This is a genomic window from Mesosutterella porci (genome assembly GCF_022134585.1).
Taxonomy (GTDB): Bacteria; Pseudomonadota; Gammaproteobacteria; order Burkholderiales; family Burkholderiaceae_F; genus Mesosutterella; species Mesosutterella porci.
This window is the reverse complement of record NZ_JAKNCT010000015.1, coordinates 21,648-40,398: the sequence shown is the minus strand read 5'-3', so window position 1 is coordinate 40,398 and position 18,751 is coordinate 21,648. Positions and strand designations below refer to the sequence as shown.

The window sequence follows — 18,751 nt, the reverse complement described above, 5'->3', positions numbered from 1 at the left end:
GCTTCACGTACGCGGCCTCGGTTCCTCCCTCTGCATCCAGCTGTGCAATAAGCTCCGTGAGCTTGCTCTGCAGGGCGGTTTTCCCCGCTTCGATGTCAGACGAAACAGTCGACCCGGCGTCCTGAACGGCTTTGACCTGCTTATCGCCTTCAGCATCGATTTCTTGAATCTTTGATGCTGTTTCAGTGACAACGCCGTTGGCAGCCGTTTCAGCCCGGGTCGCGGCCGCTTCAGCCGCTGTTTTGTAAGCCTCGGCCCCTGCGGCCCGCGTTTTGAAGTCGGCAAAGACATCGGCCAGCTGATGCAGATTTGTAAGCGACGGCTCCAGCCCGGCCTGTTCGATCACCGCCATGAACTCCTCGGTGATCATGTGGTACCAGTAGGCCCCGATCACTGTCGGCATCTGCTTTTTCGCTCTGTTTCCATCCTGCGGATACTGATTTGTGATCGGATTCTTAGGCGGAGAAGGCGGCGTGTCAGACGCGTCTGAGTAATAAAGTCTCTTCATCTTTACCTCTAAAAGAAAATGCTTTTCATCTTCTCGGCAATAAGCAGGATCCCGTAAGCGAGAACAAATATCGTCACTCCCCACCGCAACACTCGCAGATAAGCAGGAAGTTCCTTGTCTGGCTTCATCATGGCCTCTCTCAGCGGCAGAAGTGCCGCCAGCACGGGTATAATTTCATTCATCGGGAACCGTTTCTTCTCGATAACAAAAACCCCGCTCAGATGGCCGTCTGGGCGGGGCTTGTCTTTCTACTAAAAGCTTAAATATGAATGCACGGGAGCAAAACAAGAGCCGGAGGCTGCACTGTGCCTGACCGTCCATAAATCACGTTGGAGAGAGAGGCGTCGAAGTGATACCGCCCCTCATCACCGCCGGATCCGCCCTTCAGACCACGGCTTGTGACATCTGACACGTAGAAAGAACCGTCTGCCGAGGCGTTCCCACGAGTCCAGTTCAGGAAGGTGCCGGTAATGTTCGGAAGGCCGGCGCTTCTCTGCTCGCCAACGTTGCTCTGCCCGCCCCACACCGTCTTGTCGATCAGATATGGCAGATTGAATGTCGTGCTCCCGTTACCCGAGCCATATTTGGTCCCGATCACAGAGAACAGGTTCGCGTAGGCCGAACGGCTCACCGCCTGGCCGTTGCATACAAGCCAGTTTGCGTTCGGAGAAGAAGAAGTAGGAAAGAACATGATGGCGCCGGAGGGAACCACTTCAACTTGAGCAACTTTTGCCTGGATCTGGGCAACAGCGTCTGTCAGAGCCTGATTCACAGTCTTGATTTGGGCTTTGATAGCTGCGTCAAGCTGAGCATTGTCGTGCCGGTCCGGCGTGATGCCGCCGCCCTTGATCGCATTGATCAGCTCCATCATGACCGCGTTGTACCAGATCGCACCTGGGATGGTCGATGCTATACCGCCACCGGACGATCCGTCTGTCGGATACCCCGGGTCGACGTCATCGGGAATGTTGGGCTCGTTCTGCACGGCTCCGGAAAGAAAGATCCTGTCCATTACGCATTGTCTCCTTCAAAACTGTAGTATCCAAAGTACAGCTCAGTGTGGGCCGGCTTGTAGCGCTGAATCAGGCATTCAATAAGCCTGTCTCCCCACCACGCAAGCGCCTCGTTTACCGGTCCCAGCGTGTTGTGATACCCCATGACAGACCCGGCTCCGGTCATCACGTCAACTCGCCAGACGTGCCTCCAGTTCTCGCCGCAGACCGCATCCATTGAGGTGGACTGAACGGAGTGCTGGCGGAACTCATCAATGACGATTCGATACCCAAACATTTCGGCCAGCTCAAAGAAGTAGGACCGGTCCTGCCTGCCGATGTTCTTAATCTTGTACATGAGCAGCGTGCGCAGCGTCGTCTGATTTGCGCTTGACCAAGCTCTGATGCAGTCATCCGGAAGGCCCCAGTCATTCAGCCAGTCTTCGAAAGTTTCCACAGCAAAGCGAGGGTCGGCCTCCCGCATCAGCGCCCGTACTCTTGAATCGATGCGACTGAATTCCTCCGCCCAAACTTCGATCATCATCCCCATGAGGGATGCGGCATCACCCCTCGGCCACGCCGGACCCGGCGGAAGCAGCTGCTTCAGCATCCGGGAGTACTCTTCCTGTGTCGTCAGTTCCATGTGATTGTCCCCAGCGTGAGAAGCTCATTTGTTCCCGCTGTCGGGTTGGAAGTCGGAGACACGAGGACATGGTCAACCTCACCCGCCGCGGCCGAAATGGCCGCTCTTATGTGCGAAAGATAGATGCTCCTCGAGGGTTCGCTCTCCTTCATGAACAGGTCCTTAAGCTCGGCTTCAACCGCCGCCCTGACGTCAGACGTGTCCGGGGTGAGCGTACTGATTTCGATATTGACCGCCTTGAGCGTCGGACCCATGACGGTTACGTCAGCCGTCACCGGGCGCTTTGAATCTATATAGGACTGAACCTGCTTCACCATTTCTAACGTCGGGGAAATGTCTGCCAGATCGTCGCAGACAAACCTCACAACAACCGTTCCGTCTCCATTTTCAAGCGGATAGCACCAGGCTCTTGTCACACCCGGTACAGCCAGGGCCCACTGGACATAGTCAGACGAAGTACCTCCATGCGGCGTTTCCCGCTGCCGTGCAAGAACACGGGCCCGCAGGCTTTCGTCGTCCTCCGCATCAGCTCCCCCCGCAATACCTTGGGACTTAACCTCGGAAATCACACCTTCGATTGGCGAGATCAGCGTGAGCGTATCGCCGGAGTCGATGTTGCCCGCTTCTCCCGCTACCAGGGCCTCAACAGAGGAAACCCCCTCCGCATCCGGAGCGACGGTCACCTGGAACTGCTGCTCGTCTCCGCCCTGCAGAATTGTCCCTACGGGTACGTTCACAACGCCGTCCTGAAAGCTAAATTTCACCGTTCCGGAGGCTTTCGAAGCAGCCTTCCTTGTGATCCCGAAGATTGAAGCATGGCGGTCGAGATGCTCGGAGTCTGCCGTGTCGACGAAAATCTGTTTGGAGACGTACTCAATGAAGCCGTGCAGTTCATGGCTCGCCCCTGCCAGCACCCGGCTGTAGACGTTCGCGTTGCTTCTGCGCACCTGCGGAACGCTCAGGCGCGATTGGATTCCCGAACTTATGCGGGAAATCAGCTCCCGCAGTGTTGGTCTAACAAATGCCATCATTCGCTCCAAATGTCTTGAAACCTCATACCGATCAGGTCTGCGTCGCTCGGTTTCTGAATCGTGACCGTTAGATTAAGCTGGTCGGCGCCTCCCCGGTCTGCGGAAACGGCCACGCTTTTGGCAATGCCGTCTTCGATCATCCACTGCAGCGCCGCCGCGGCGTATTCCTGCGCTTTAAGCAGCGTCTCCTGTGTCACCTTCGCTCGAGACAGCAGCCAAAGCTTCGATCCGAAATGGTCGCCCGTGTCATCCGCATAGGTGTCACCCCACCAGCCCTGCTTCGAATCCCCTGGGAGCTCGTCTGAATCCGAAGCCCGCGCCCATGAAAAAAGGCTGTTGTACACAGCCCGTCTTAACTCATCGTCACAAAAATCGGACAAAGTCGACTCAACGCCGTTGAGCATCAGAATCATTTGACCAAGCTCCACGAAAAGGACGCGGCGACCATCACCAGGCAGGCGATAACGGCCCACGGAAGAACCCTTCCCCACAGCCGAAGCTTTTGGTCCGGGGCGAGAAGTTTCATGATCACCATTGCTATAATTTCCAGTGTCCTCAGTACGATTGAGGTCATAAAAAAGCCCAGCCAGATGCCCGTCTGACTGGGTTTAGTTTTGTGCGCTGCGGGTTTTCAGATCAGCGCCTTCAGCCCCGCTTTGATCAGCTCCAGTGTGATCGGCACCGAGGCCTCCGCCGCTTTTTTCGATACCAGCCGCCAAACGGGATCGCTTCTTAAGGCTCCCAGCGCGTCATGCCCGGACATCGTCAGGCGGGGAGCGTTTAGATTGAACCCCCACTTGCCTCCATGCAGTCTTTTGACCGTCACCACCCCCGCCACAAGGTTCGAATCTTGCAGAAGCAGCAGATGTCCGAAGACCAGATCGCGCCTGCGGATCGCCTCTTCCCGATCCTGAGGGTCAATTTCATATTCCGGAGCGTCGTTCACCTCGTTCAAATATTCCGGGAGCGATTCATCTTCGAACCTCTCCATCAGAAGCTTCATCGTCTTCCAGCTACGCTTCATATTCGCCTCACATCTTCTGATCGGGAGCCGAGCCGCCGTTGTGGGTGTGGCTGTTGTATGTGTCGCGGATGGCCTGCAGGCGGCCATTGCTGTCGTAGACCTGAGCCTTGCCCTGAATGTCCCCGGTTACGATCAGCTTGCCCGTAATGGTGGTTTCGGGCGCATCAATCGTCACAGAACTAGAACTCTTTACTGTCACTGGCGAATCCTTGCCTTCGACCACGATCCCGGATCGAGAGAAGTAGACCTTTCGCCCCAGATCGTCAAAAACGCAGACCTCGCCATCCTTGAGTCCCGTTGGGCGGTAGCGCCGGTCGGTGATGCAGAAAGCGATCGTGTGCTCTCTGTCGCCTGCCAGGGAGGCCGCAAGCACTTCAGCCCCCGTTTTAGCCTCGGATGTGAAGCCGTACGGTTCGAAATGCTCGACATCGTCCCGCAGGTCATCGGCAAAGAGCTGCACCTGCACCGTCCGCATCTTCCGGGCGGCGTTCTTGGCCAGCAGCACTCCTCTCGTGACCAGATCAATCAGACCGTTGCTCATAGTTTGCCGGACCCCGCTTTGGCAAGGAATGTCGTTCCTTTCTTGGCCTGCTTCGTTTTAGTTTTTTTGGTCGTTTTGCCTTTTTCGGCATCTGGTAGATCCGTCACCGCAAACGCCCAATGGGATTTCAGCACCATCGTTGTCGTAGATCCGTCTTGATCAAGCTTATAGCTAATTTTTGAAACCAAGAGCGTTTGGCTAATGTCAAGCATTGGGTCTTTTACTACGACATTCATGTTTTGTTTCCACAAATCCCCGTTGCTTTGCCGCCAACCCTGCACTTGATAGGTTAAAACATCCGCATTTCCTACAGAATTGAACTTTAAATTATCTGCTCTAGTTTTAAGCTCTTTTCTTGTTCTATTTCCTGATTGTTCAGTAACCAAGACCCTATTTCTAGGAAACTCTGCATTTTCCGAAGGCTCAGACAAAGAATTTGCCGGATTTTTGCTTTTACTTTCCGGATCTGTGCCTTGCCCAATAACAACATATGTTTTGAAAACCTTTGATATATCGTGGTCCCTTGACCCACTCAAAATATTTTTACCATATATAAGTTGGTCATGAGCGTCACCATTTTGACCAATATCGCATATAACTAAATCACCAAATTCATCATCATTTATAAGAAGGCTGTCAGCTTTAAGCAGGTTTACGATCCCCTTGCCTATAGTTTCGTGGGTAGAAAAATCAATATTCCGAGCGTTTTTAGCTAAGCCATTATCAATTGTTTCTATTCCGTAATACCCAGCCACCGTTTTTATTACTGAAGAAATCCGCGCATTTTTCCATTGATTTGGTTTTTTTGGCGGAATCATGCATTCTTCCAAATCAACGGTTTTACTTTTAATCGTTATTTGGATCTGTGTGCTGTTTTCAGAATAGCTAACTTTTTTGCTAACGACATATCCTGTCAAAACAGTATCAGAACCTATTTTAACAACAGCATCAGCGCCTTCTTCTATGCCATCGCAAAGACTCGTTCTATTGGAAGTTCGTGCCGCACCAAGTTCGCATACGCGAACTAAAGAATTCACACTGACATCAATTTGAACAGACCGCCAGCCAATATATTTACGACCGTTTATATATAGTGTGACTTCGTTTTCTGGTGCCATAAAAAAAAGCACCCCAATTTCTTGAGGTGCTCCTATTTAAACCAATCCCATTAAGGCTTATCTATTTTGATAATACCGGTTTTGGGATCTACCAAAATACTCTGCTTCGTTACAGGGTTATAGTAATTGGTGTATTTTCCTATTGTTCCGTTTTTTACGAACTTATTGTGTTCATCGCGCCAGCGTTGCTCTTCCTGTATTTCTTTTAATTTCCGCTCATAATCCGCTTTAAGCTCCTGCTCGCGCGTCAATTTATAAGGGGCATACTTTGTTCCTGGAGGATCTGGAACCAAGATAAGTTCCTGATGCTTTACTCCTTCTGCATCAACCCATTCTTTTGCAACACGATGATACGCAAATGCGTTGACGCTTAAGCAAACCCCAAGCACAGCAGCAACAACAGCAAGGATCTTTTTCATGGCGGTCACCGGCTCAGAAGCTTCAACTCCCTGGCGGGGACGAACCCGCCGTGCCGAATGCCGTTGCGGTCGATGATCTCTTTCTCCCGATCGGCATCCTCATAAAAATTATAGGCAACCACCAGGGCCGGCTGTACGTCCGGAGGTGTAACAGATATTAAACGAGCCGAGTCCTGAGCCCGAGTCGTCATGTCATCAGACACCGCCGATCGGGCGTCTTCCAGCGCCAGATAAACATCGTCGCTCTCGGTCTCCAGCATCTCAGCGTCGAGCGCCGCAAGAACCTGGTCGCGCACCGCGATCATGTCCTCGTAGGCTATGCCGCCTTCTGCCGTATCTTCATCACCGCCAACCTTAGCCGACGCCGAAACGGCCTCAGCAAGCAGCGTCTGACGAGCAAGAGACTGGAGGGTTGAAGACTGAGCCGTCGTTCTCGCTTCTTCATCGGAAACCTGCCCCGTCTGGTAATCGTTGTTCATGCCGTCCGATCTCACCAGGCGGCTCAAAAGCCTCGTCACACGCCTCCAGTTGTTGACGCTGTAAGCCAGCCTCGAATACCCGAAGGAGTCGGCGACGGTCTTCGCAAACACCTCGACATCGCTGCTCACAAGGGAAATTGCCTTGGCCGACAGCTCAGACATCTCGTCGGACACGGAAAACAGCCGGCAGAGCTCCTTGTAGTCGCTGAGCTCGAAGAACTTCGAAAGATTTCCCGTAACCGCCGCCTTCACGAAGTCCTGGGCGCCGGAAAGATCAAACTTGTCGAGAAATGCGTCCAGTGCGCTCTGCTTCAGGGTTTCAGAGGCCGAGGCGCTTACCGCCGCCGTATCATTCGAGGAAGTCGGGAAAACATAGTCCCCGGATTCGACGAAAACGAGATCGGCGGACGAAAACCCGAGCTTGGTCGTCGAATAAGTGACCTTGGTCGTTGCTTTGGGCGTCACCGTCATGCTGCCAAGCATTGGGTGGACGAGGACGCCGGAGCCCTCCTGCTCCATCGCCTCAAGCAGGCGGTTCATGCCAGTGATGTACTCGGGGCCCGCGAAAACCGCTGTCAGAGTGATTTCGCGCGCGCTTTTGCCCAAGTCTTCGACAAAGGGCTTGTCGCGCTGCGGGTATTCAAACACATGCGTCCGGCGGCCAATCGTGAGCGTGCTCGCCGTTGCGTTGAACGGCACGCCCCGGAAAGACGCCGGCCACAGCTTTTCTTCAAAAGTAGCCATCAATCAGTCCCCGGAATCGCGTCATAGCTGTAATCGGTCGTAAGCGACATCGGACCGCGCGACGCAACGCCCTCTGTCCTAACCGTTGTTCCCTTATCCGTCTGGATGCGAAGGCGCACTTCACTTTGGGCGGTCACTCTGCCGTTGCCTGCCACCACGCCTTCGTCCACGCCCCTGAAACCCGCAGGAAGCCTGCCGTAGCTGTCGGAGAGCCTGTTCCCACGGCTCGACAACTCTTCAGTTTCACCAAAAAGCTTCTTCAGGAAACCGCCGACAGCGGACAGTTTGTCGAGGAAGCTGTCCAGCACCGGCATCCAGGTGTCTTTGAACTTGATGGCCAGCGCAATGCCGGCGGCCAGCGCCGTAAGGACAAGTCCCACAGGATTCGTCATGGCCGCGACTCCAAGGAGCCTCAGCGCACCGATCACTGTGGCGATCGATTTCACAAACGCCCCGACCTTGATCACAAGGTCCATGCCGATCAGCACGCCAAAAGCCTTCAGAATCGTCGATACGCCGCCAACGGATCGAATGAAGTCCGTGAAAGCGCGGATCGAATCAAACGCGCCCTGGATCATTGACTGCCAGTTGACGTCTTTCAGCTCTTTTGTCAGCTCTTCCACAAAATACTGGACATTGGTCGCAATCAGGTCCCGGCACTTGACGATCGTCTGCTCCATAGGCTCGATCAGGCCCTGAAGAACCGGCTGGAGCCTGGATCCGATCGCGGTAGAGAGCGTTTTTGTGACCGACTGGAGCTCGGAGAGCTGATCGCCGAACTCGTTGGCCGCCTTGACGTCCGCGGCCGACATGACAAGGCCCAGCTCTTCGGCTCGCTTTCCGAAAGCCTGGAGCCCCTCGGCCCCATCCTTGAGAAGCGGGATCAGCCTCGCTGCCACCTTGTCGCCAAAGGCCGCTGTCAGAATCTGCATCCGCGCCGCAGTCGATTCGTTGTTCTTCACCGCCTGGGCGAGGTTATTCATCACATCGGCCGCGCTGCGGATATGCCCGTTGCTGTCCTTAAGCGCAATGCCAAGGTGCTTAAACATGGCCACAAGGTCGGCGTTCTGACCCGCGGCCGCCTTGCTCATGTTGGACGTGAGCTTGGTGAGCGCTCCGTCGAGCTCATCGGCTGTCATGCCAGAGAGCTGAGCCCCGTAGCGAAGCTTCTGCAGAGCCTCAACCGATACTCCAGCCCGGATCGAAGCCTTGTCAATCGCATCGGCCAGCTCGAGGTACGAAGAAACCGCGCCTTTAATGGAAAAACCGCCGGCGCCGGCAAGGATGGCGAAGGGCTTGGCGATCACCCCGGCCAGATCCATCGAAGCCTGATTGAGCTCGCGAATCGACCTTCCAAACGCGTTCATGCGTCTGCGGACATCCTTCAGCGGAGCTGACAAATTGTCCCTCAGCTGAAGAACGGTCTGCAGTAAATATTCCTGCCCTGCCATCACTCACACTCCTCGGCATGAACCTTATTCGTCATTTCCGCGTACTGGCAGATGCGCTCAAGAGTCATGCCGCCGAATTCCTCCGGCGACATGCCCCAGAACCTCGCCATTCGAAAGATCGATTCCTCGACGCCGTCAATCGCTTTCAGCCACCGGCGGCACTCCAAAAAGAGGAGCTATCGCCTTCGCGATGGCCATGCTGTCTTCAACCGTCACCTGCCCGAAAGACTTCGAATCTATGGTTGTGCAAAGACGCTGCGCGTATTGCATGACATGATCAAAGGCCTCAGCGTTGGTCTTCTCATCGCCCATCATCTTGAGCGCCCGGACGTCCGCAAGGATCGGCACGCGAAAAGAGAGCTTTTCGTATGTCGTGCCCTGGTAGTTAACCGGTGTCTTCAGACTTACCTCAACCGGACTCATGACCAGTCACCTCTTACGCCGTTGAAAACAAGCTGAACCGTTCCGTCCTCCGGGGCGAAATTCGCATTGTCGCCCGCGAGGAAAGCGTCAGAGAGCGTGTAGCGCATGCCGTTCGCAAGCTCCGCCACGATCGTCATGTCAGTCGCGGTTCTCAGCTTCTCAAGCGGGAAATCCGAATCAACGTAGAAGTTGCCTGAAATGAACGGCACGACCGGCGTTTCGGAATATCCGATCACCCGGCCCGAGGCCGTCACGGCCTGACGCGTGTACTTGTTGACCGGGATCTGGAGGGATCCGCTCAGGTTGAGCTCCTCGCCGTCCACCGTGATGTAGCAGGTTCCTGAAATTCTCTGGTTTGCCATTTAACACTCCTTAATTCAGACGGAACTGGGCGAGAACCGCGAAGATCCTCAGCTGGTTCACAAGGTCAGGCGGCAGAAGCACATCGACCCGGTTCGGATCATCCGCGTTCCTCTCCACGATGAGGTTCTCCTTGAAGGCGTCCAGGTTCTCGACAAGAGCCTTCTCCTCGAGCTTCTGATACTCGGCGATGAGCTCGGCGCGGATGATCGAGGGCGTAACGACAGCCTGTCCGGAGCCAAAGTGCGTGCCATCGGAGGCAAGCTTGTGCCTCGGGTATTTGCTCGTGATGACGGTCTTCAGATCCCTCAGAATGTACGCGAGGGTAAAGAGCGTGCAGTCATCCAGGTACGAGTTGTCGGCCGACCCGAAGGCGTTCGTCTGATAGGTCGTGATCGCCCTCTCAATCCTCATGTAGCCGCCCTGGGTGTACTCGGTCGCAATGCCCGAGGTGAGGAGGCTCTGGCGCTCCGAGAGGTTGAACCTCGAGCCGGCCTGCGCCGCCGCCACGCCAATCAGCTCCAGAGTCTGAAGCGGACGGGCGGGATCGTTGTTGAGAGCGCTCGCGGCCCGGGCGGCGTAAGCACCAAGGACCTCCGAGCAGGAAGAAGCTACGGCGGATTCGATGCCAAGCACCGTTTCATGCTGATTGTTTCGGCTCTTTCCGAAGGAAACCAGATCAGAAACAGGACCGCGCTTGACCGTGAAAACGTGGCCGTAGAGCTGGCGCATCGGAGACCAGCGACCGGACGCGTCGTTCAATTCTGCGGCCAAAGTAGTCAGGCTTGCAGCGTCCGCAAAAGGACAGGCAATCACGTCATACTGCTCTTCGCCCATCGCAGCCACCACTCCGGCCAGATCAGGCGTTCCAGTCCCGCCCGAGAACGCAGTCAGCACAACACTCACGCCCTCGGGAAGCTCCTCGCCGGCAGAATAGCCCTGCAGGTTCACGGCAAGCTGGATGTCGTTTCCGACAAGGCCCGCGTTCTTCGCGTTGAAGGTCACAACCCCTGCGGCCGCAGCGGCAGTCACCGGAAGGTCGACATTGGCGGTCACAGCAGAAGCGATCGCCGAAGCAATGGCAGTCGCCGTATCATCAGCCGCAACAGCGACAGCTACCCGCACCGACCCAATGTAAAGATTGATCGTGCCCGCCTCAGTCGGGGTACCGGAGATGGTTGCCGTAGCGGAAGCCTTGGTCCCGGTCGGATCCGCCACAGGAATGCACCAGACCTCGCCGAAAGTATCGTTCTTGCGATACATCGTATTCATCAGCGCGAGCTGGGAGCCGTGGCCGAAAAGTTCTTCGCCCTGGGCTGAGGAAGACACAAGCTGCGGCTTAAGGGCCGTGGCCTTGCCTTTTGTCATCTGGCCGATCAGCAGCGTTTTCAGAATGCTCGTCGCCGTATTAGCCTGAGAATTGTCGAGCTCCGCATAAAAGAGCGGAACGCGAATCCCGGACGGGATGTTGGAGAAGGAAACTGCCATAGTTGCCTCTTATTTAGTTAAAAGTTCAGCGGTGACGAGTTTGTCATCCTCGTCCGCAGTAGAAAAATCTTTAGCTTTGAGCCTTACAGACTGCAGAACCGGCAGGGCGTCAATGATTCGCTGCTGCGCCGTAACGCTTCCCATCAAGAGCTCGCCGTAGGCAAAGTCGAGCGTCTCAACGAGCCTCGCTCGGTTGCAAGCCGACGTATTCACGCTCTGGCTCTCGAAATAAACGATCCGGTTTGTCTGCTCCGGATAGCCAAGCGGAAGCCCCAGCACAGCCTTAAAAACTTCTTCCTTCAGGTCCTCCAAGTAGTCGTGCCCGGTTTTCCCCAGAGCGTCATCACTTGTAAGAGAGACGCAGATGTTGATTGAAAAATGGTTGTCGATCGGCTGGCGGTACTTGGTCGATGTCGTCGCAGTCTCAGCCGTAACTCCGGCTGGAAGAACAAAGGCACAGGGCATCGACGGATTGACGCTGTCGTCGATGTTGAACCACGCATAGGCCCCGAACACCCGGCGCTCAAATGACGGGCAGTTTTCTCGCAGGCATTCGATGATTGGTGCGAGCTTCATTTAAACGAGATCTCCTTCGCGACAAGCGCTTTGTCCATCAGCTGGGCGAGGTTCCCCTCAATCTTTTCTTCTCCAACCTGCTTTGTCGCATCAACCATGAAATTTTTGCGGGGCTGGGCCACTTTCTTCCCGGCGGTCTTCTTTCTGCGCCGGTTGTCGGCTGCGGTCCGCGTTCTGGGTCCTCTGTGACCGTAATAGACGTAGGCCGGGTAGAAATCTTTTCCCATCTGATCCGTCTTCCAGGGCTTGATCACCACGGAAAACCCGGACCTCGAGGGCTTGGGCTTAATGGCTTTCTGCAGCACGCCGGTGTCCCTTCCCGGATATTCGTCCGGCTTTGAAACGCCTTTTTTCCGAACAAGGTTCTTTGCGACCCGGGCGATCTCGCGACCTTCTTTGCGCAGCCCGCTTTTGAGCGTCTTCACGTCAAAGTCGGCATACTTGAAGCCCTTCGGAAAGCGAACCTCGACATTAAGAAGCGCCATACTGGGCCTCGCATTCCAAAGCGGTAAAGCGGTGGGCGTCATTCATGTCCGTCAAGCGCTTCACCAGATACCAGGACCCTTCGTAAAAGACCTTGGTTGCATGGGTCAGGTCCTGAGGGCGCGTTCCAGTCGTGTAACGGACGATGAAGCGATGCGTCACGTCAAAGCCCGCCTGCACGGACCCCCAGTAGTTCACGCCCCCGATCACTTCGACCTTCGCCCAGACATGGAGCTTCAGCGTCAAGTCGTTCGCGCTGTCGGATGCGTCCTTCGGGTTCGTTTCAAGGCTGTAAATGTCGATGGGGCGCTTCAGTTCGCCAACTTTTGGAAGCTGCATAAGGCCCCCTAAAAGATCCGATAGCCGTCGAGCAGATGGTCATAGAACCGCCTGCCAGTCGCAATGGAGCTCTCTGATGCCCCGCGGTGCTCGTAAAGATCTGTCACGGTTAAAAGCACCCATGTCCTGACAGCCTCCGGAACATCGTCAACAGAGTCACAGAGCGCGTTCTCATCGGAGCGCTTCACAATTTCACGACCGCAGATCTGCTCGCACTGGGCGGTCGCTGCCATGATGTAGGTGACTATGAGCTCATCCTCATCGGCGTAATCAACGCGAAGCTGCTTCTTTGCGGCATCAAGCGTCACGGCGCCGAAATAGTCACTCATTTTTGTCTTCCTTCGCCGCTTTTCTCGATCGAGCCTTTGACGGCGAAACAACCTTCGCGGCCTGAGCCAGCCCCTGCTCAATCAGGACAACGGCGTATGGGTCGTAAACCTCTTCGACATCGCCCGCTTTCCGCGTTCCGACCATCGAGAGACAGTCCTTGAGAAATTCAATTCGCATAAAAGAAAAGCGGGAGAGTTTCCCCTCCCGCCTCGGTCAAGCGTTTACAGGCTCATCAGGCCGTGGGAACGCTGAGCGCGCCGCCGATAACGGCGGTGGAGTGCTCAACAGCCAGCGCAAGACGACGCTCCGCACGGATCGTGTAGAGGTTCTTGATGAAGTCGTCTTCGTTCTGCGCGGCAATATCAACCACGGTCTGCATGCGGTCGTACACCGTAGCGGCGCGGGCGAAATCGCCGGCGAGGAACTTACCCTGAGCCATCGCGGCGGACTCAACAACGCGCACGCCCCAGATCGTGGAGGCGGAGAAGCTGTTGGCCGGAGATCCGAGCAGATAAGAACCGTCAGAGGACTTTAGGCCCTGCAGTACAGCCCAGTCCATCGGGTTAAGCACAACGGCGCTGGTGCGGTAACCAGCGGCGTTGACGGTCGCGAAGGAGATGCGCAGCAGATCAAGCATCGTCGCTCCGGAGCCGCCCAGCTGAGCGAGTTTGAACGCCTGGGCGGTGTAGTTTCCGGTCGCCATAATGCCGGACAGATTGGGAGAAGTTCCATTGCCTGAAAGCAGCTGATCCTCGGCCGCGAGATTCACGCCGTAGATCATGCGGGCGTTAATAAAAGCCTGAAGAGCCGGGGCGTCGTCAGCGAGCTGGCGGGTGATCTTCGTCCAGTGGGCGATAACCTGCACCGGAGTCTGCATGAGTTCGAACTCGAACGCGGACGAGGGCTTCTTTGCGGCTTCAGCAACGGTCGCGGCGCCGTTCGTGAAGGTCTTTTCACGGAGGTACTCGATCGACTGAGCAGAGGTCGGAAGCTTCGGGAAGAGGGCTTCAATCGAAAGCTCGCGGGTTTCGAGCGGAACGATGCCCGGGACGCGGTACGGCGTCAGGTGAGCCTGCGCGGATGTGACGGGGTTTTCTGCCGCCTTGTTCGCGACAATAGCGGACGCAGAGCGAACGCCGGTCACGCCCTTGAAGCGCTTGTAGGACTCGGAGTTCACAAACTGCGCACCGATAGACTTGTCGGCGACTTCAGAGCCATCGGCCTTCTGAGCCTTCTGCTGAATGTCGAGCAGCTGGCGGGAAAAGAGCACCTGCTTTTCACCCAGTTCGTCAATTTTCTTCTGAACGTCCGCCTGGGCGGCTTCGCCCTTCTTGACGGATTCCTGCATGGTCGCGATGGAGGCGTCAATCTTGTTCAGAGCCTCGAGAGCGATTTTGATATCTTCTGCCATTTGTATTTCCTTTAGTGGTTAAAACCTTTCGGCGATGGCCTTAATTCTTGCCAACACCTGTTTTTCAGCCTCAGACTCAGAATCCCTCTGAGCCTTTTCGCTGGCAATCAGCTCCTTGGCCTTGGCAATAAAGGCCTGAGCCTGAGCTTTCGACAGGCCGGCATCCCGCAGGCTCTCTTCCAGCTCTCGAATTGATATAGCTTTCTGAATGTCTTCCGACTTCACCAGCCCGATCCGCGCCCGGTCATCGGCCGGGAAAGTGCAGACCGATATTTCGCGGAGGCCGGAAACTGACTTAATGTTCCTTCCGCCGGCCTCATTCCATTCGTAATCCTGCTTTGAAAGCAGAATTCCGACCGACAGGCCGTCGATCGTCCCCGCCTTCATCGCTTCATAGACGTCCCGGGCCTTCTGGATCGAAAGCGTCAGCTGACCTTCGACATACAGCCCCTGGGCGTTCTCTTTCATCGCCGTATAGCGGCCAATGGGCAGGTCCATCGTGTTGTGGTTCAGAAAGATGGGAGGCATCCGGCCCAGCACTTTCTGATACGCCCCCGGGAGAATTGTGTCCCCGTAGCTGTCGATGCCGTTGAACTTCGAGGCGTAGCCGCGGAAAAGCCCGGCCTCGCCTTCAGTTTTAAGCTCCACTTCATTGAGCGAGAGCGTCTTTTCAATAATCTGAGTCATATGCGCCTCATTGCTTAATCGGGTCGCCGAGCGGCGTCTGATCGGTGTTCGTCTGTTCCCCCAGGCGATCAAGCGGCACGAGGTTGTTCTGCGCGGTCAGAGCGTCGGCCCCGTCCACCGTCGGCAGGTTCTCGAGTTTTCTCACCTCGTTTCGCGTCATGAATCCGTTCTGCAGAGCCTTGCTGTAACTGTCATAGCGGCTAGCGATGTTCGCTCTCTGCAGCGCGCTCATCTTGAATTCACAATTGAGCGTTTCCTGCTCTTCGATCGTGAGAAGGGTTTTTGTCAGCGCCTGCTCTAGGCCGGTGCAAAGCGGTTGAATCGTCGATCGGTAGAAGCCTTCGATAATCTGCTCGAGGCCGCTTGCCGCCGTACCTCCGGAGCTGTTCAAAAGTGCGCTCGGCACACCGAACCACCGGCCGATTTCCTCAATCCCGAACTGCCGTGTTTCAAGCAGCTGGGCGTCTGCGGCCGACATCGAAATCTGCTGGTACTTCATGTCGCCCGGAAGGACATGCAACCAGTCTCCGGAACTCCCGGTCACCGGCGTCAGGTTCGCATAGCGCTCCTTCAGCTGGCGGATCTGAGAAGGATTCAGGTCCTGATCGATCATAAGAAGTCCGGTCAACTGATTGCCGTTCCCATACATCGTCGTGGCGTTCTTCTGAGCGTTCACGAGCTCGGTTGTGGTCGCCTGCATGTACTCGAGCGTCGACAGCCCGACAATGCCGTTCCCAAGCCCCTTCCAGTGAAGGATCTTGTCGGACTTGAAGTAATAGATGCTGCCGTCCTTGTAGTACTGATAGACCACATCGCCGTCGACAACACCTACCTCCATCTGATCGGCCGCTAGAGGAGTGAGGCTTACGAGCTGCCCCGTTCCGTCTCGCGAAATAAGAGCGTATCCGTTGCCTCTGAGGAAGCGGTTCAGCCCCATAGCCATCCAGAAATCGTGCGGCGTCATGTTGGCATTCGGGGCGCGAAGCACCTGCCATACGCGGCACCCCCTCTCCTCTGTGCGGTTTCCGTCAGGATCCCGGCGGTATACAACGATGGGGAGAGAGGCAATTGTTTCGGCGAGCAGGGTAACGCACGACCACACGGCTGAAAGCTGCAAGCCGTGGTCCGGAGGAATCGGCTGGACTCCGCTTACAACGGGCCCAGTTGGCTCCCTGCGCTGGAGACCGGAGACATCGCCAATCGGCGAGCCCCATCCGGCCCAGTGGGCGATGGACCCAAAAATAGAGGCTATCTTCATAGTTCAAGAAACTCATTCAAATCCATTGCCTGGTGGTCTTCCTTCAGCAGGGCACGAGAAAGCGCCATGATTCCGGCCACAACCCCGTCGATCTTGTTCTCCGGCACGTCTTTGCGCGGATAGATGTTCTCCTTGGCGTCAACGTGACAGACCACGTTGCTCACCATCCATGTCAACACCGGATCCCCGTTGAAGTGGAGGCGGTGGTCGAGCACGAGAGCCTGAAACTGCTTCATTGGATCCGAGAGGTTGGCAACCGTCTGCTTGCAAAGCACCATCGGGACTCCGTCATCCGAGAGTTCTTTGGAGAGCTGCACAGCCTGGAACGGGTCGTAAGCCACGCACTGCACCTCATAGCGTCCGCAGTCCTCGAGAATCGAATCCCTAATCAGCGCGTAGTCCGTCACTGGCCCTTCGTTTACATGCAGGTACCCCAGGTACTCCCATCCCTGGTACTGACTGTTCTTCCCGCGCTCGATCGCGGCCCGCGGCAGCCAGTAGTCGCCGAACAGGTAGTAGTTGTTTTCGCCGTTGACCATGCGGTGAAAGATCTTCACCTTCGCCGTCATGTCATTTGTTGAAGCAAGATCCAGCCCAATCCAACAGGGCTCGCCGTCAAAATCAGTTTCGTCCAGGCTTTCGTCCGCGCAGGCGTCCCACGCCTTCATGTCCATCCAGCCAACATCGGCGTTGCACCACACATCGAGGTGCTTCGTCTTAAAGTTGTTCTCAGCACTGGGCGTCGCTATGGCTTTAGCCTGGAGGGCCCGGATCACTTCCGGGCGAACGCTCACGCCCCAGTTTGGGTTCGCTTTAGACAGCGCCGCGTCGCTCTTCCAATCGTCCTCCGGATCAAGTGTGTAAATGATCCCGAAGTAGGACTCATCATTAATCGTGCGCGACAGGATCTTCGTTACAATGCTGCGCTGCTCGTAGCAGATCCCGGTGCGGTCAACACCTGCCGTTGTGATTGAAACCATCAGCGAATTGCGCCGCTTGCCGAGCGAAGTCTCAACCACGTCAAAAACATCCCGCTTCTTGTGGGCGTGCAGCTCGTCAATGATCGCGAGGTGCGTGTTCAGGCCGTCCAGCGTGCTTCCTTCGGAGCTCTTCGCCTGAAAGTAACTGTGCGTGCCCTCGACTACGATAGCGTGAGCCGTTACTTCGAGTCCAAAAGCTTCCTGAAGGCTCTTGTTCCCGCGAGCCATCGTCTGGGCGTCCCCAAAGACGATTTTCGCCTGCTCGCGGGTTGTCGCAAAACTGTAGACCTCGGCGCCTGGTTCATGGTCGGCGCAGAGGCAGAACAGCCCTATTCCTGAAAGCAATGTACTTTTGCCGTTTCCACGCGGCACTTCAACGTAAGCAGATCTGAAACGCCTGTTTCCGGCTTTAGCCTTCCACCCGAAAAGCGTCGTAAGAAGGAACACCTGCCACGGCTCAAGATGAATAGGCCGGCCCGCGAGTTCACCCTTCGTGTGCGTCAGGTTCTCAATGAACCAGCAGGGGCGCCCGGCCTCCTTTTCGTCAAAATGGTAGTCCCCATCAGGGGATGACCATCTCTTCAGGTCATCGGCCTGCCGCTGCACTGCCTCCTTCACGTACCGGCATGCAGGCACAGTACCGTCCGCCACGTCGCGCATGTACTTTTTCGCAATGGCAACGTAGTCCGGCTTCTTCATTCGTTATTCAAATATGGATTGTTAGATTCCGGTTTCTCTTCCTCGCGCGCGGGCGCGTGCGTGCGGGCGACCGGCGTGAAGCCAAGCTCCTTTTCAAGCTTGATCAATGACGCCAGAAGGGCCTGCATGGCCGTGAATTCCGGGCTCAGCTTCCTGCTGCCAGACTTCTCGTCGACGTCATAGAGCGCACCATGCTCAACCGCCTTCGCCATCTTCCGCCATAGAGCGTAAGTGCGGCACCACTGCTCTAGCGCAGGCCCGTCAACAACCGACAGGCGGCCTTCCGGCGCGTTTTTGACCGCAAGCTCCCAGGCTTCCTTTGCATCCCCCGGAACTCCGACCGGTGGATCATCGCTAAGCTTGTTTCCAACGACAGGAACAGTTCTTCTAACGCTCCTAGCGCTCAGATGAACACCGGTCGCCCGTTTTCTTTCATCTGATACTCGTCGTGCCGGCATAGTTCAAAAAATCGATGTTCGTGCGCAAAAAAAAGGCTAAGGGCGCGGTCTTGAGGGCTTTCGATTCCAAAATCTGATCCCCCTACCCCCTGCTGTCGACCTGCTCGGACTCAATGAGCTTGATTTCAATATCGGTCTTGCATTCGTCAAGCTGCGACGACAGAGAAACGATCTCTTCAAGCGGCAGCACTTCTCCGCTGAATCTTTTGTTCGTGATCTCGGCCAGTCGATCTAAAATCTTTCTAGCCTCGCCAATGCCCTTATATACAGAGGAAAGGCAGGACACTTTATTCTCAACCGACATAAGCA

The 18,751-nt window shown here is 55.8% G+C and carries 27 protein-coding genes; all 27 read right to left on the bottom strand.

Going from position 1 to position 18,751, the window contains the following annotated elements; all coding sequences use genetic code 11:
* Nucleotides 1-403: hypothetical protein (locus MAF45_RS10745; protein WP_237980566.1), on the bottom strand; the 403-nt coding region annotated here is incomplete at its 3' end.
* Between the two features lie 113 nt (nt 404-516).
* Nucleotides 517-690, bottom strand: a complete 174-nt coding sequence (locus MAF45_RS10740; protein WP_022443423.1) for a hypothetical protein — start codon at nt 688-690, stop codon at nt 517-519.
* Between the two features lie 77 nt (nt 691-767).
* Nucleotides 768-1,520, bottom strand: a complete 753-nt coding sequence (locus MAF45_RS10735; protein WP_237980565.1) for a phage tail protein — start codon at nt 1,518-1,520, stop codon at nt 768-770.
* Complete coding sequence (locus tag MAF45_RS10730; protein ID WP_237980554.1) at nt 1,520-2,143, bottom strand: YmfQ family protein; 624 nt, start codon at nt 2,141-2,143, stop codon at nt 1,520-1,522. The genes MAF45_RS10735 and MAF45_RS10730 overlap by 1 nt, the downstream gene beginning before the upstream one ends.
* Complete coding sequence (locus MAF45_RS10725; protein WP_237980552.1) at nt 2,134-3,174, bottom strand: baseplate J/gp47 family protein; 1,041 nt, start codon at nt 3,172-3,174, stop codon at nt 2,134-2,136. The genes MAF45_RS10730 and MAF45_RS10725 overlap by 10 nt, the downstream gene beginning before the upstream one ends.
* Nucleotides 3,171-3,587 (bottom strand): phage GP46 family protein, encoded by a 417-nt coding sequence (locus MAF45_RS10720; protein WP_237980550.1) that lies wholly within the window; start codon nt 3,585-3,587, stop codon nt 3,171-3,173. The genes MAF45_RS10725 and MAF45_RS10720 overlap by 4 nt, the downstream gene beginning before the upstream one ends.
* Nucleotides 3,584-3,709, bottom strand: a complete 126-nt coding sequence (locus MAF45_RS11370; protein ID WP_283207074.1) for a hypothetical protein — start codon at nt 3,707-3,709, stop codon at nt 3,584-3,586. Before MAF45_RS11370 ends, MAF45_RS10720 begins: the two co-directional genes overlap by 4 nt.
* Nucleotides 3,710-3,805: 96 nt before the next feature.
* On the bottom strand, nt 3,806-4,198 hold the full coding sequence (locus MAF45_RS10715) for a DUF2513 domain-containing protein (RefSeq protein WP_237980548.1): 393 nt from the start codon (nt 4,196-4,198) through the stop codon (nt 3,806-3,808).
* Between the two features lie 7 nt (nt 4,199-4,205).
* A complete protein-coding gene (locus MAF45_RS10710; RefSeq protein ID WP_237980546.1) occupies nt 4,206-4,739 on the bottom strand; it encodes a phage baseplate assembly protein V in 534 nt (177 codons plus the stop codon).
* Nucleotides 4,736-5,857, bottom strand: a complete 1,122-nt coding sequence (locus MAF45_RS10705) for a phage baseplate assembly protein (protein ID WP_237980544.1) — start codon at nt 5,855-5,857, stop codon at nt 4,736-4,738. Before MAF45_RS10705 ends, MAF45_RS10710 begins: the two co-directional genes overlap by 4 nt.
* Nucleotides 5,858-5,907: 50 nt before the next feature.
* Nucleotides 5,908-6,276, bottom strand: a complete 369-nt coding sequence (locus MAF45_RS10700; RefSeq protein ID WP_237980542.1) for a hypothetical protein — start codon at nt 6,274-6,276, stop codon at nt 5,908-5,910.
* A gap of 5 nt (nt 6,277-6,281) precedes the next feature.
* Nucleotides 6,282-7,499 carry a DNA circularization protein gene (locus tag MAF45_RS10695; RefSeq protein ID WP_237980540.1) on the bottom strand — a complete coding sequence of 406 codons (1,218 nt, stop codon included), beginning with the start codon at nt 7,497-7,499 and terminating at the stop codon, nt 6,282-6,284.
* A complete protein-coding gene (locus tag MAF45_RS10690) occupies nt 7,499-8,866 on the bottom strand; it encodes a phage tail tape measure protein (protein ID WP_237980538.1) in 1,368 nt (455 codons plus the stop codon). Before MAF45_RS10690 ends, MAF45_RS10695 begins: the two co-directional genes overlap by 1 nt.
* A gap of 219 nt (nt 8,867-9,085) precedes the next feature.
* Complete coding sequence (locus tag MAF45_RS10685; RefSeq protein ID WP_237980536.1) at nt 9,086-9,373, bottom strand: phage tail assembly protein; 288 nt, start codon at nt 9,371-9,373, stop codon at nt 9,086-9,088.
* On the bottom strand, nt 9,370-9,735 hold the full coding sequence (locus MAF45_RS10680; protein WP_237980535.1) for a phage tail tube protein: 366 nt from the start codon (nt 9,733-9,735) through the stop codon (nt 9,370-9,372). The genes MAF45_RS10685 and MAF45_RS10680 overlap by 4 nt, the downstream gene beginning before the upstream one ends.
* A 10-nt stretch (nt 9,736-9,745) precedes the next feature.
* Nucleotides 9,746-11,221 (bottom strand): phage tail sheath subtilisin-like domain-containing protein, encoded by a 1,476-nt coding sequence (locus MAF45_RS10675; RefSeq protein ID WP_237980532.1) that lies wholly within the window; start codon nt 11,219-11,221, stop codon nt 9,746-9,748.
* A 9-nt stretch (nt 11,222-11,230) separates the two neighbouring features.
* The gene (locus MAF45_RS10670; protein WP_237980531.1) at nt 11,231-11,797 is read right to left on the bottom strand and encodes a phage tail terminator protein; all 567 of its coding nucleotides are present in this window, start codon (nt 11,795-11,797) and stop codon (nt 11,231-11,233) included.
* Nucleotides 11,794-12,282, bottom strand: coding sequence for a hypothetical protein (locus MAF45_RS10665; protein ID WP_237980529.1), 489 nt, complete (start codon nt 12,280-12,282; stop codon nt 11,794-11,796). The genes MAF45_RS10670 and MAF45_RS10665 overlap by 4 nt, the downstream gene beginning before the upstream one ends.
* Nucleotides 12,269-12,619 carry a phage head closure protein gene (locus MAF45_RS10660; RefSeq protein ID WP_237980527.1) on the bottom strand — a complete coding sequence of 117 codons (351 nt, stop codon included), beginning with the start codon at nt 12,617-12,619 and terminating at the stop codon, nt 12,269-12,271. Before MAF45_RS10660 ends, MAF45_RS10665 begins: the two co-directional genes overlap by 14 nt.
* Nucleotides 12,620-12,627: 8 nt before the next feature.
* Complete coding sequence (locus tag MAF45_RS10655) at nt 12,628-12,948, bottom strand: head-tail connector protein (RefSeq protein ID WP_237980524.1); 321 nt, start codon at nt 12,946-12,948, stop codon at nt 12,628-12,630.
* Nucleotides 12,941-13,126: a hypothetical protein gene (locus MAF45_RS10650; protein ID WP_237980523.1), complete on the bottom strand. Its 186-nt coding sequence runs from the start codon at nt 13,124-13,126 to the stop codon at nt 12,941-12,943. The genes MAF45_RS10655 and MAF45_RS10650 overlap by 8 nt, the downstream gene beginning before the upstream one ends.
* A gap of 55 nt (nt 13,127-13,181) precedes the next feature.
* On the bottom strand, nt 13,182-14,360 hold the full coding sequence (locus MAF45_RS10645) for a phage major capsid protein (RefSeq protein WP_237980522.1): 1,179 nt from the start codon (nt 14,358-14,360) through the stop codon (nt 13,182-13,184).
* An 18-nt stretch (nt 14,361-14,378) separates the two neighbouring features.
* Nucleotides 14,379-15,047: an HK97 family phage prohead protease gene (locus MAF45_RS10640; RefSeq protein ID WP_237980521.1), complete on the bottom strand. Its 669-nt coding sequence runs from the start codon at nt 15,045-15,047 to the stop codon at nt 14,379-14,381.
* 7 nt (nt 15,048-15,054) lie between these two features.
* Nucleotides 15,055-16,305 (bottom strand): phage portal protein, encoded by a 1,251-nt coding sequence (locus tag MAF45_RS10635; RefSeq protein ID WP_237980520.1) that lies wholly within the window; start codon nt 16,303-16,305, stop codon nt 15,055-15,057.
* Nucleotides 16,302-17,984, bottom strand: a complete 1,683-nt coding sequence (locus MAF45_RS10630; protein ID WP_237980519.1) for a terminase large subunit — start codon at nt 17,982-17,984, stop codon at nt 16,302-16,304. Before MAF45_RS10630 ends, MAF45_RS10635 begins: the two co-directional genes overlap by 4 nt.
* Entirely contained in the window at nt 17,981-18,442 is a 462-nt protein-coding gene (locus MAF45_RS10625) for a P27 family phage terminase small subunit (protein ID WP_237980518.1), read from the bottom strand. Before MAF45_RS10625 ends, MAF45_RS10630 begins: the two co-directional genes overlap by 4 nt.
* An 82-nt stretch (nt 18,443-18,524) precedes the next feature.
* Nucleotides 18,525-18,746 (bottom strand): hypothetical protein, encoded by a 222-nt coding sequence (locus tag MAF45_RS10620; RefSeq protein WP_237980517.1) that lies wholly within the window; start codon nt 18,744-18,746, stop codon nt 18,525-18,527.
* Nucleotides 18,747-18,751: the final 5 nt, after the last annotated feature.

What these genes read in the sequence shown, in the direction of transcription:
- MAF45_RS10645 (WP_237980522.1), bottom strand. Translation starts at nt 14,360, where the DNA reads ATGGCAGAAGATATCAAAATCGCTCTCGAGGCTCTGAACAAGATTGAC.
- MAF45_RS10715 (WP_237980548.1), bottom strand. Translation starts at nt 4,198, where the DNA reads ATGAAGCGTAGCTGGAAGACGATGAAGCTTCTGATGGAGAGGTTCGAA.
- MAF45_RS10620 (WP_237980517.1), bottom strand. Translation starts at nt 18,746, where the DNA reads ATGTCGGTTGAGAATAAAGTGTCCTGCCTTTCCTCTGTATATAAGGGC.
- MAF45_RS10690 (WP_237980538.1), bottom strand. Translation starts at nt 8,866, where the DNA reads ATGAACGCGTTTGGAAGGTCGATTCGCGAGCTCAATCAGGCTTCGATG.
- MAF45_RS10670 (WP_237980531.1), bottom strand. Translation starts at nt 11,797, where the DNA reads ATGAAGCTCGCACCAATCATCGAATGCCTGCGAGAAAACTGCCCGTCA.
- MAF45_RS10675 (WP_237980532.1), bottom strand. Translation starts at nt 11,221, where the DNA reads ATGGCAGTTTCCTTCTCCAACATCCCGTCCGGGATTCGCGTTCCGCTC.
- MAF45_RS10725 (WP_237980552.1), bottom strand. Translation starts at nt 3,174, where the DNA reads ATGATGGCATTTGTTAGACCAACACTGCGGGAGCTGATTTCCCGCATA.
- MAF45_RS10625 (WP_237980518.1), bottom strand. Translation starts at nt 18,442, where the DNA reads ATGCCGGCACGACGAGTATCAGATGAAAGAAAACGGGCGACCGGTGTT.
- MAF45_RS10710 (WP_237980546.1), bottom strand. Translation starts at nt 4,739, where the DNA reads ATGAGCAACGGTCTGATTGATCTGGTCACGAGAGGAGTGCTGCTGGCC.
- MAF45_RS10635 (WP_237980520.1), bottom strand. Translation starts at nt 16,305, where the DNA reads ATGAAGATAGCCTCTATTTTTGGGTCCATCGCCCACTGGGCCGGATGG.
- MAF45_RS10640 (WP_237980521.1), bottom strand. Translation starts at nt 15,047, where the DNA reads ATGACTCAGATTATTGAAAAGACGCTCTCGCTCAATGAAGTGGAGCTT.
- MAF45_RS10655 (WP_237980524.1), bottom strand. Translation starts at nt 12,948, where the DNA reads ATGAGTGACTATTTCGGCGCCGTGACGCTTGATGCCGCAAAGAAGCAG.
- MAF45_RS10680 (WP_237980535.1), bottom strand. Translation starts at nt 9,735, where the DNA reads ATGGCAAACCAGAGAATTTCAGGAACCTGCTACATCACGGTGGACGGC.
- MAF45_RS10695 (WP_237980540.1), bottom strand. Translation starts at nt 7,499, where the DNA reads ATGGCTACTTTTGAAGAAAAGCTGTGGCCGGCGTCTTTCCGGGGCGTG.
- MAF45_RS10720 (WP_237980550.1), bottom strand. Translation starts at nt 3,587, where the DNA reads ATGATTCTGATGCTCAACGGCGTTGAGTCGACTTTGTCCGATTTTTGT.
- MAF45_RS10685 (WP_237980536.1), bottom strand. Translation starts at nt 9,373, where the DNA reads ATGAGTCCGGTTGAGGTAAGTCTGAAGACACCGGTTAACTACCAGGGC.
- MAF45_RS10730 (WP_237980554.1), bottom strand. Translation starts at nt 2,143, where the DNA reads ATGGAACTGACGACACAGGAAGAGTACTCCCGGATGCTGAAGCAGCTG.
- MAF45_RS10740 (WP_022443423.1), bottom strand. Translation starts at nt 690, where the DNA reads ATGAATGAAATTATACCCGTGCTGGCGGCACTTCTGCCGCTGAGAGAG.
- MAF45_RS11370 (WP_283207074.1), bottom strand. Translation starts at nt 3,709, where the DNA reads ATGGTGATCATGAAACTTCTCGCCCCGGACCAAAAGCTTCGGCTGTGG.
- MAF45_RS10705 (WP_237980544.1), bottom strand. Translation starts at nt 5,857, where the DNA reads ATGGCACCAGAAAACGAAGTCACACTATATATAAACGGTCGTAAATAT.
- MAF45_RS10700 (WP_237980542.1), bottom strand. Translation starts at nt 6,276, where the DNA reads ATGAAAAAGATCCTTGCTGTTGTTGCTGCTGTGCTTGGGGTTTGCTTA.
- MAF45_RS10650 (WP_237980523.1), bottom strand. Translation starts at nt 13,126, where the DNA reads ATGCGAATTGAATTTCTCAAGGACTGTCTCTCGATGGTCGGAACGCGG.
- MAF45_RS10735 (WP_237980565.1), bottom strand. Translation starts at nt 1,520, where the DNA reads ATGGACAGGATCTTTCTTTCCGGAGCCGTGCAGAACGAGCCCAACATT.
- MAF45_RS10660 (WP_237980527.1), bottom strand. Translation starts at nt 12,619, where the DNA reads ATGCAGCTTCCAAAAGTTGGCGAACTGAAGCGCCCCATCGACATTTAC.
- MAF45_RS10665 (WP_237980529.1), bottom strand. Translation starts at nt 12,282, where the DNA reads ATGGCGCTTCTTAATGTCGAGGTTCGCTTTCCGAAGGGCTTCAAGTAT.
- MAF45_RS10630 (WP_237980519.1), bottom strand. Translation starts at nt 17,984, where the DNA reads ATGAAGAAGCCGGACTACGTTGCCATTGCGAAAAAGTACATGCGCGAC.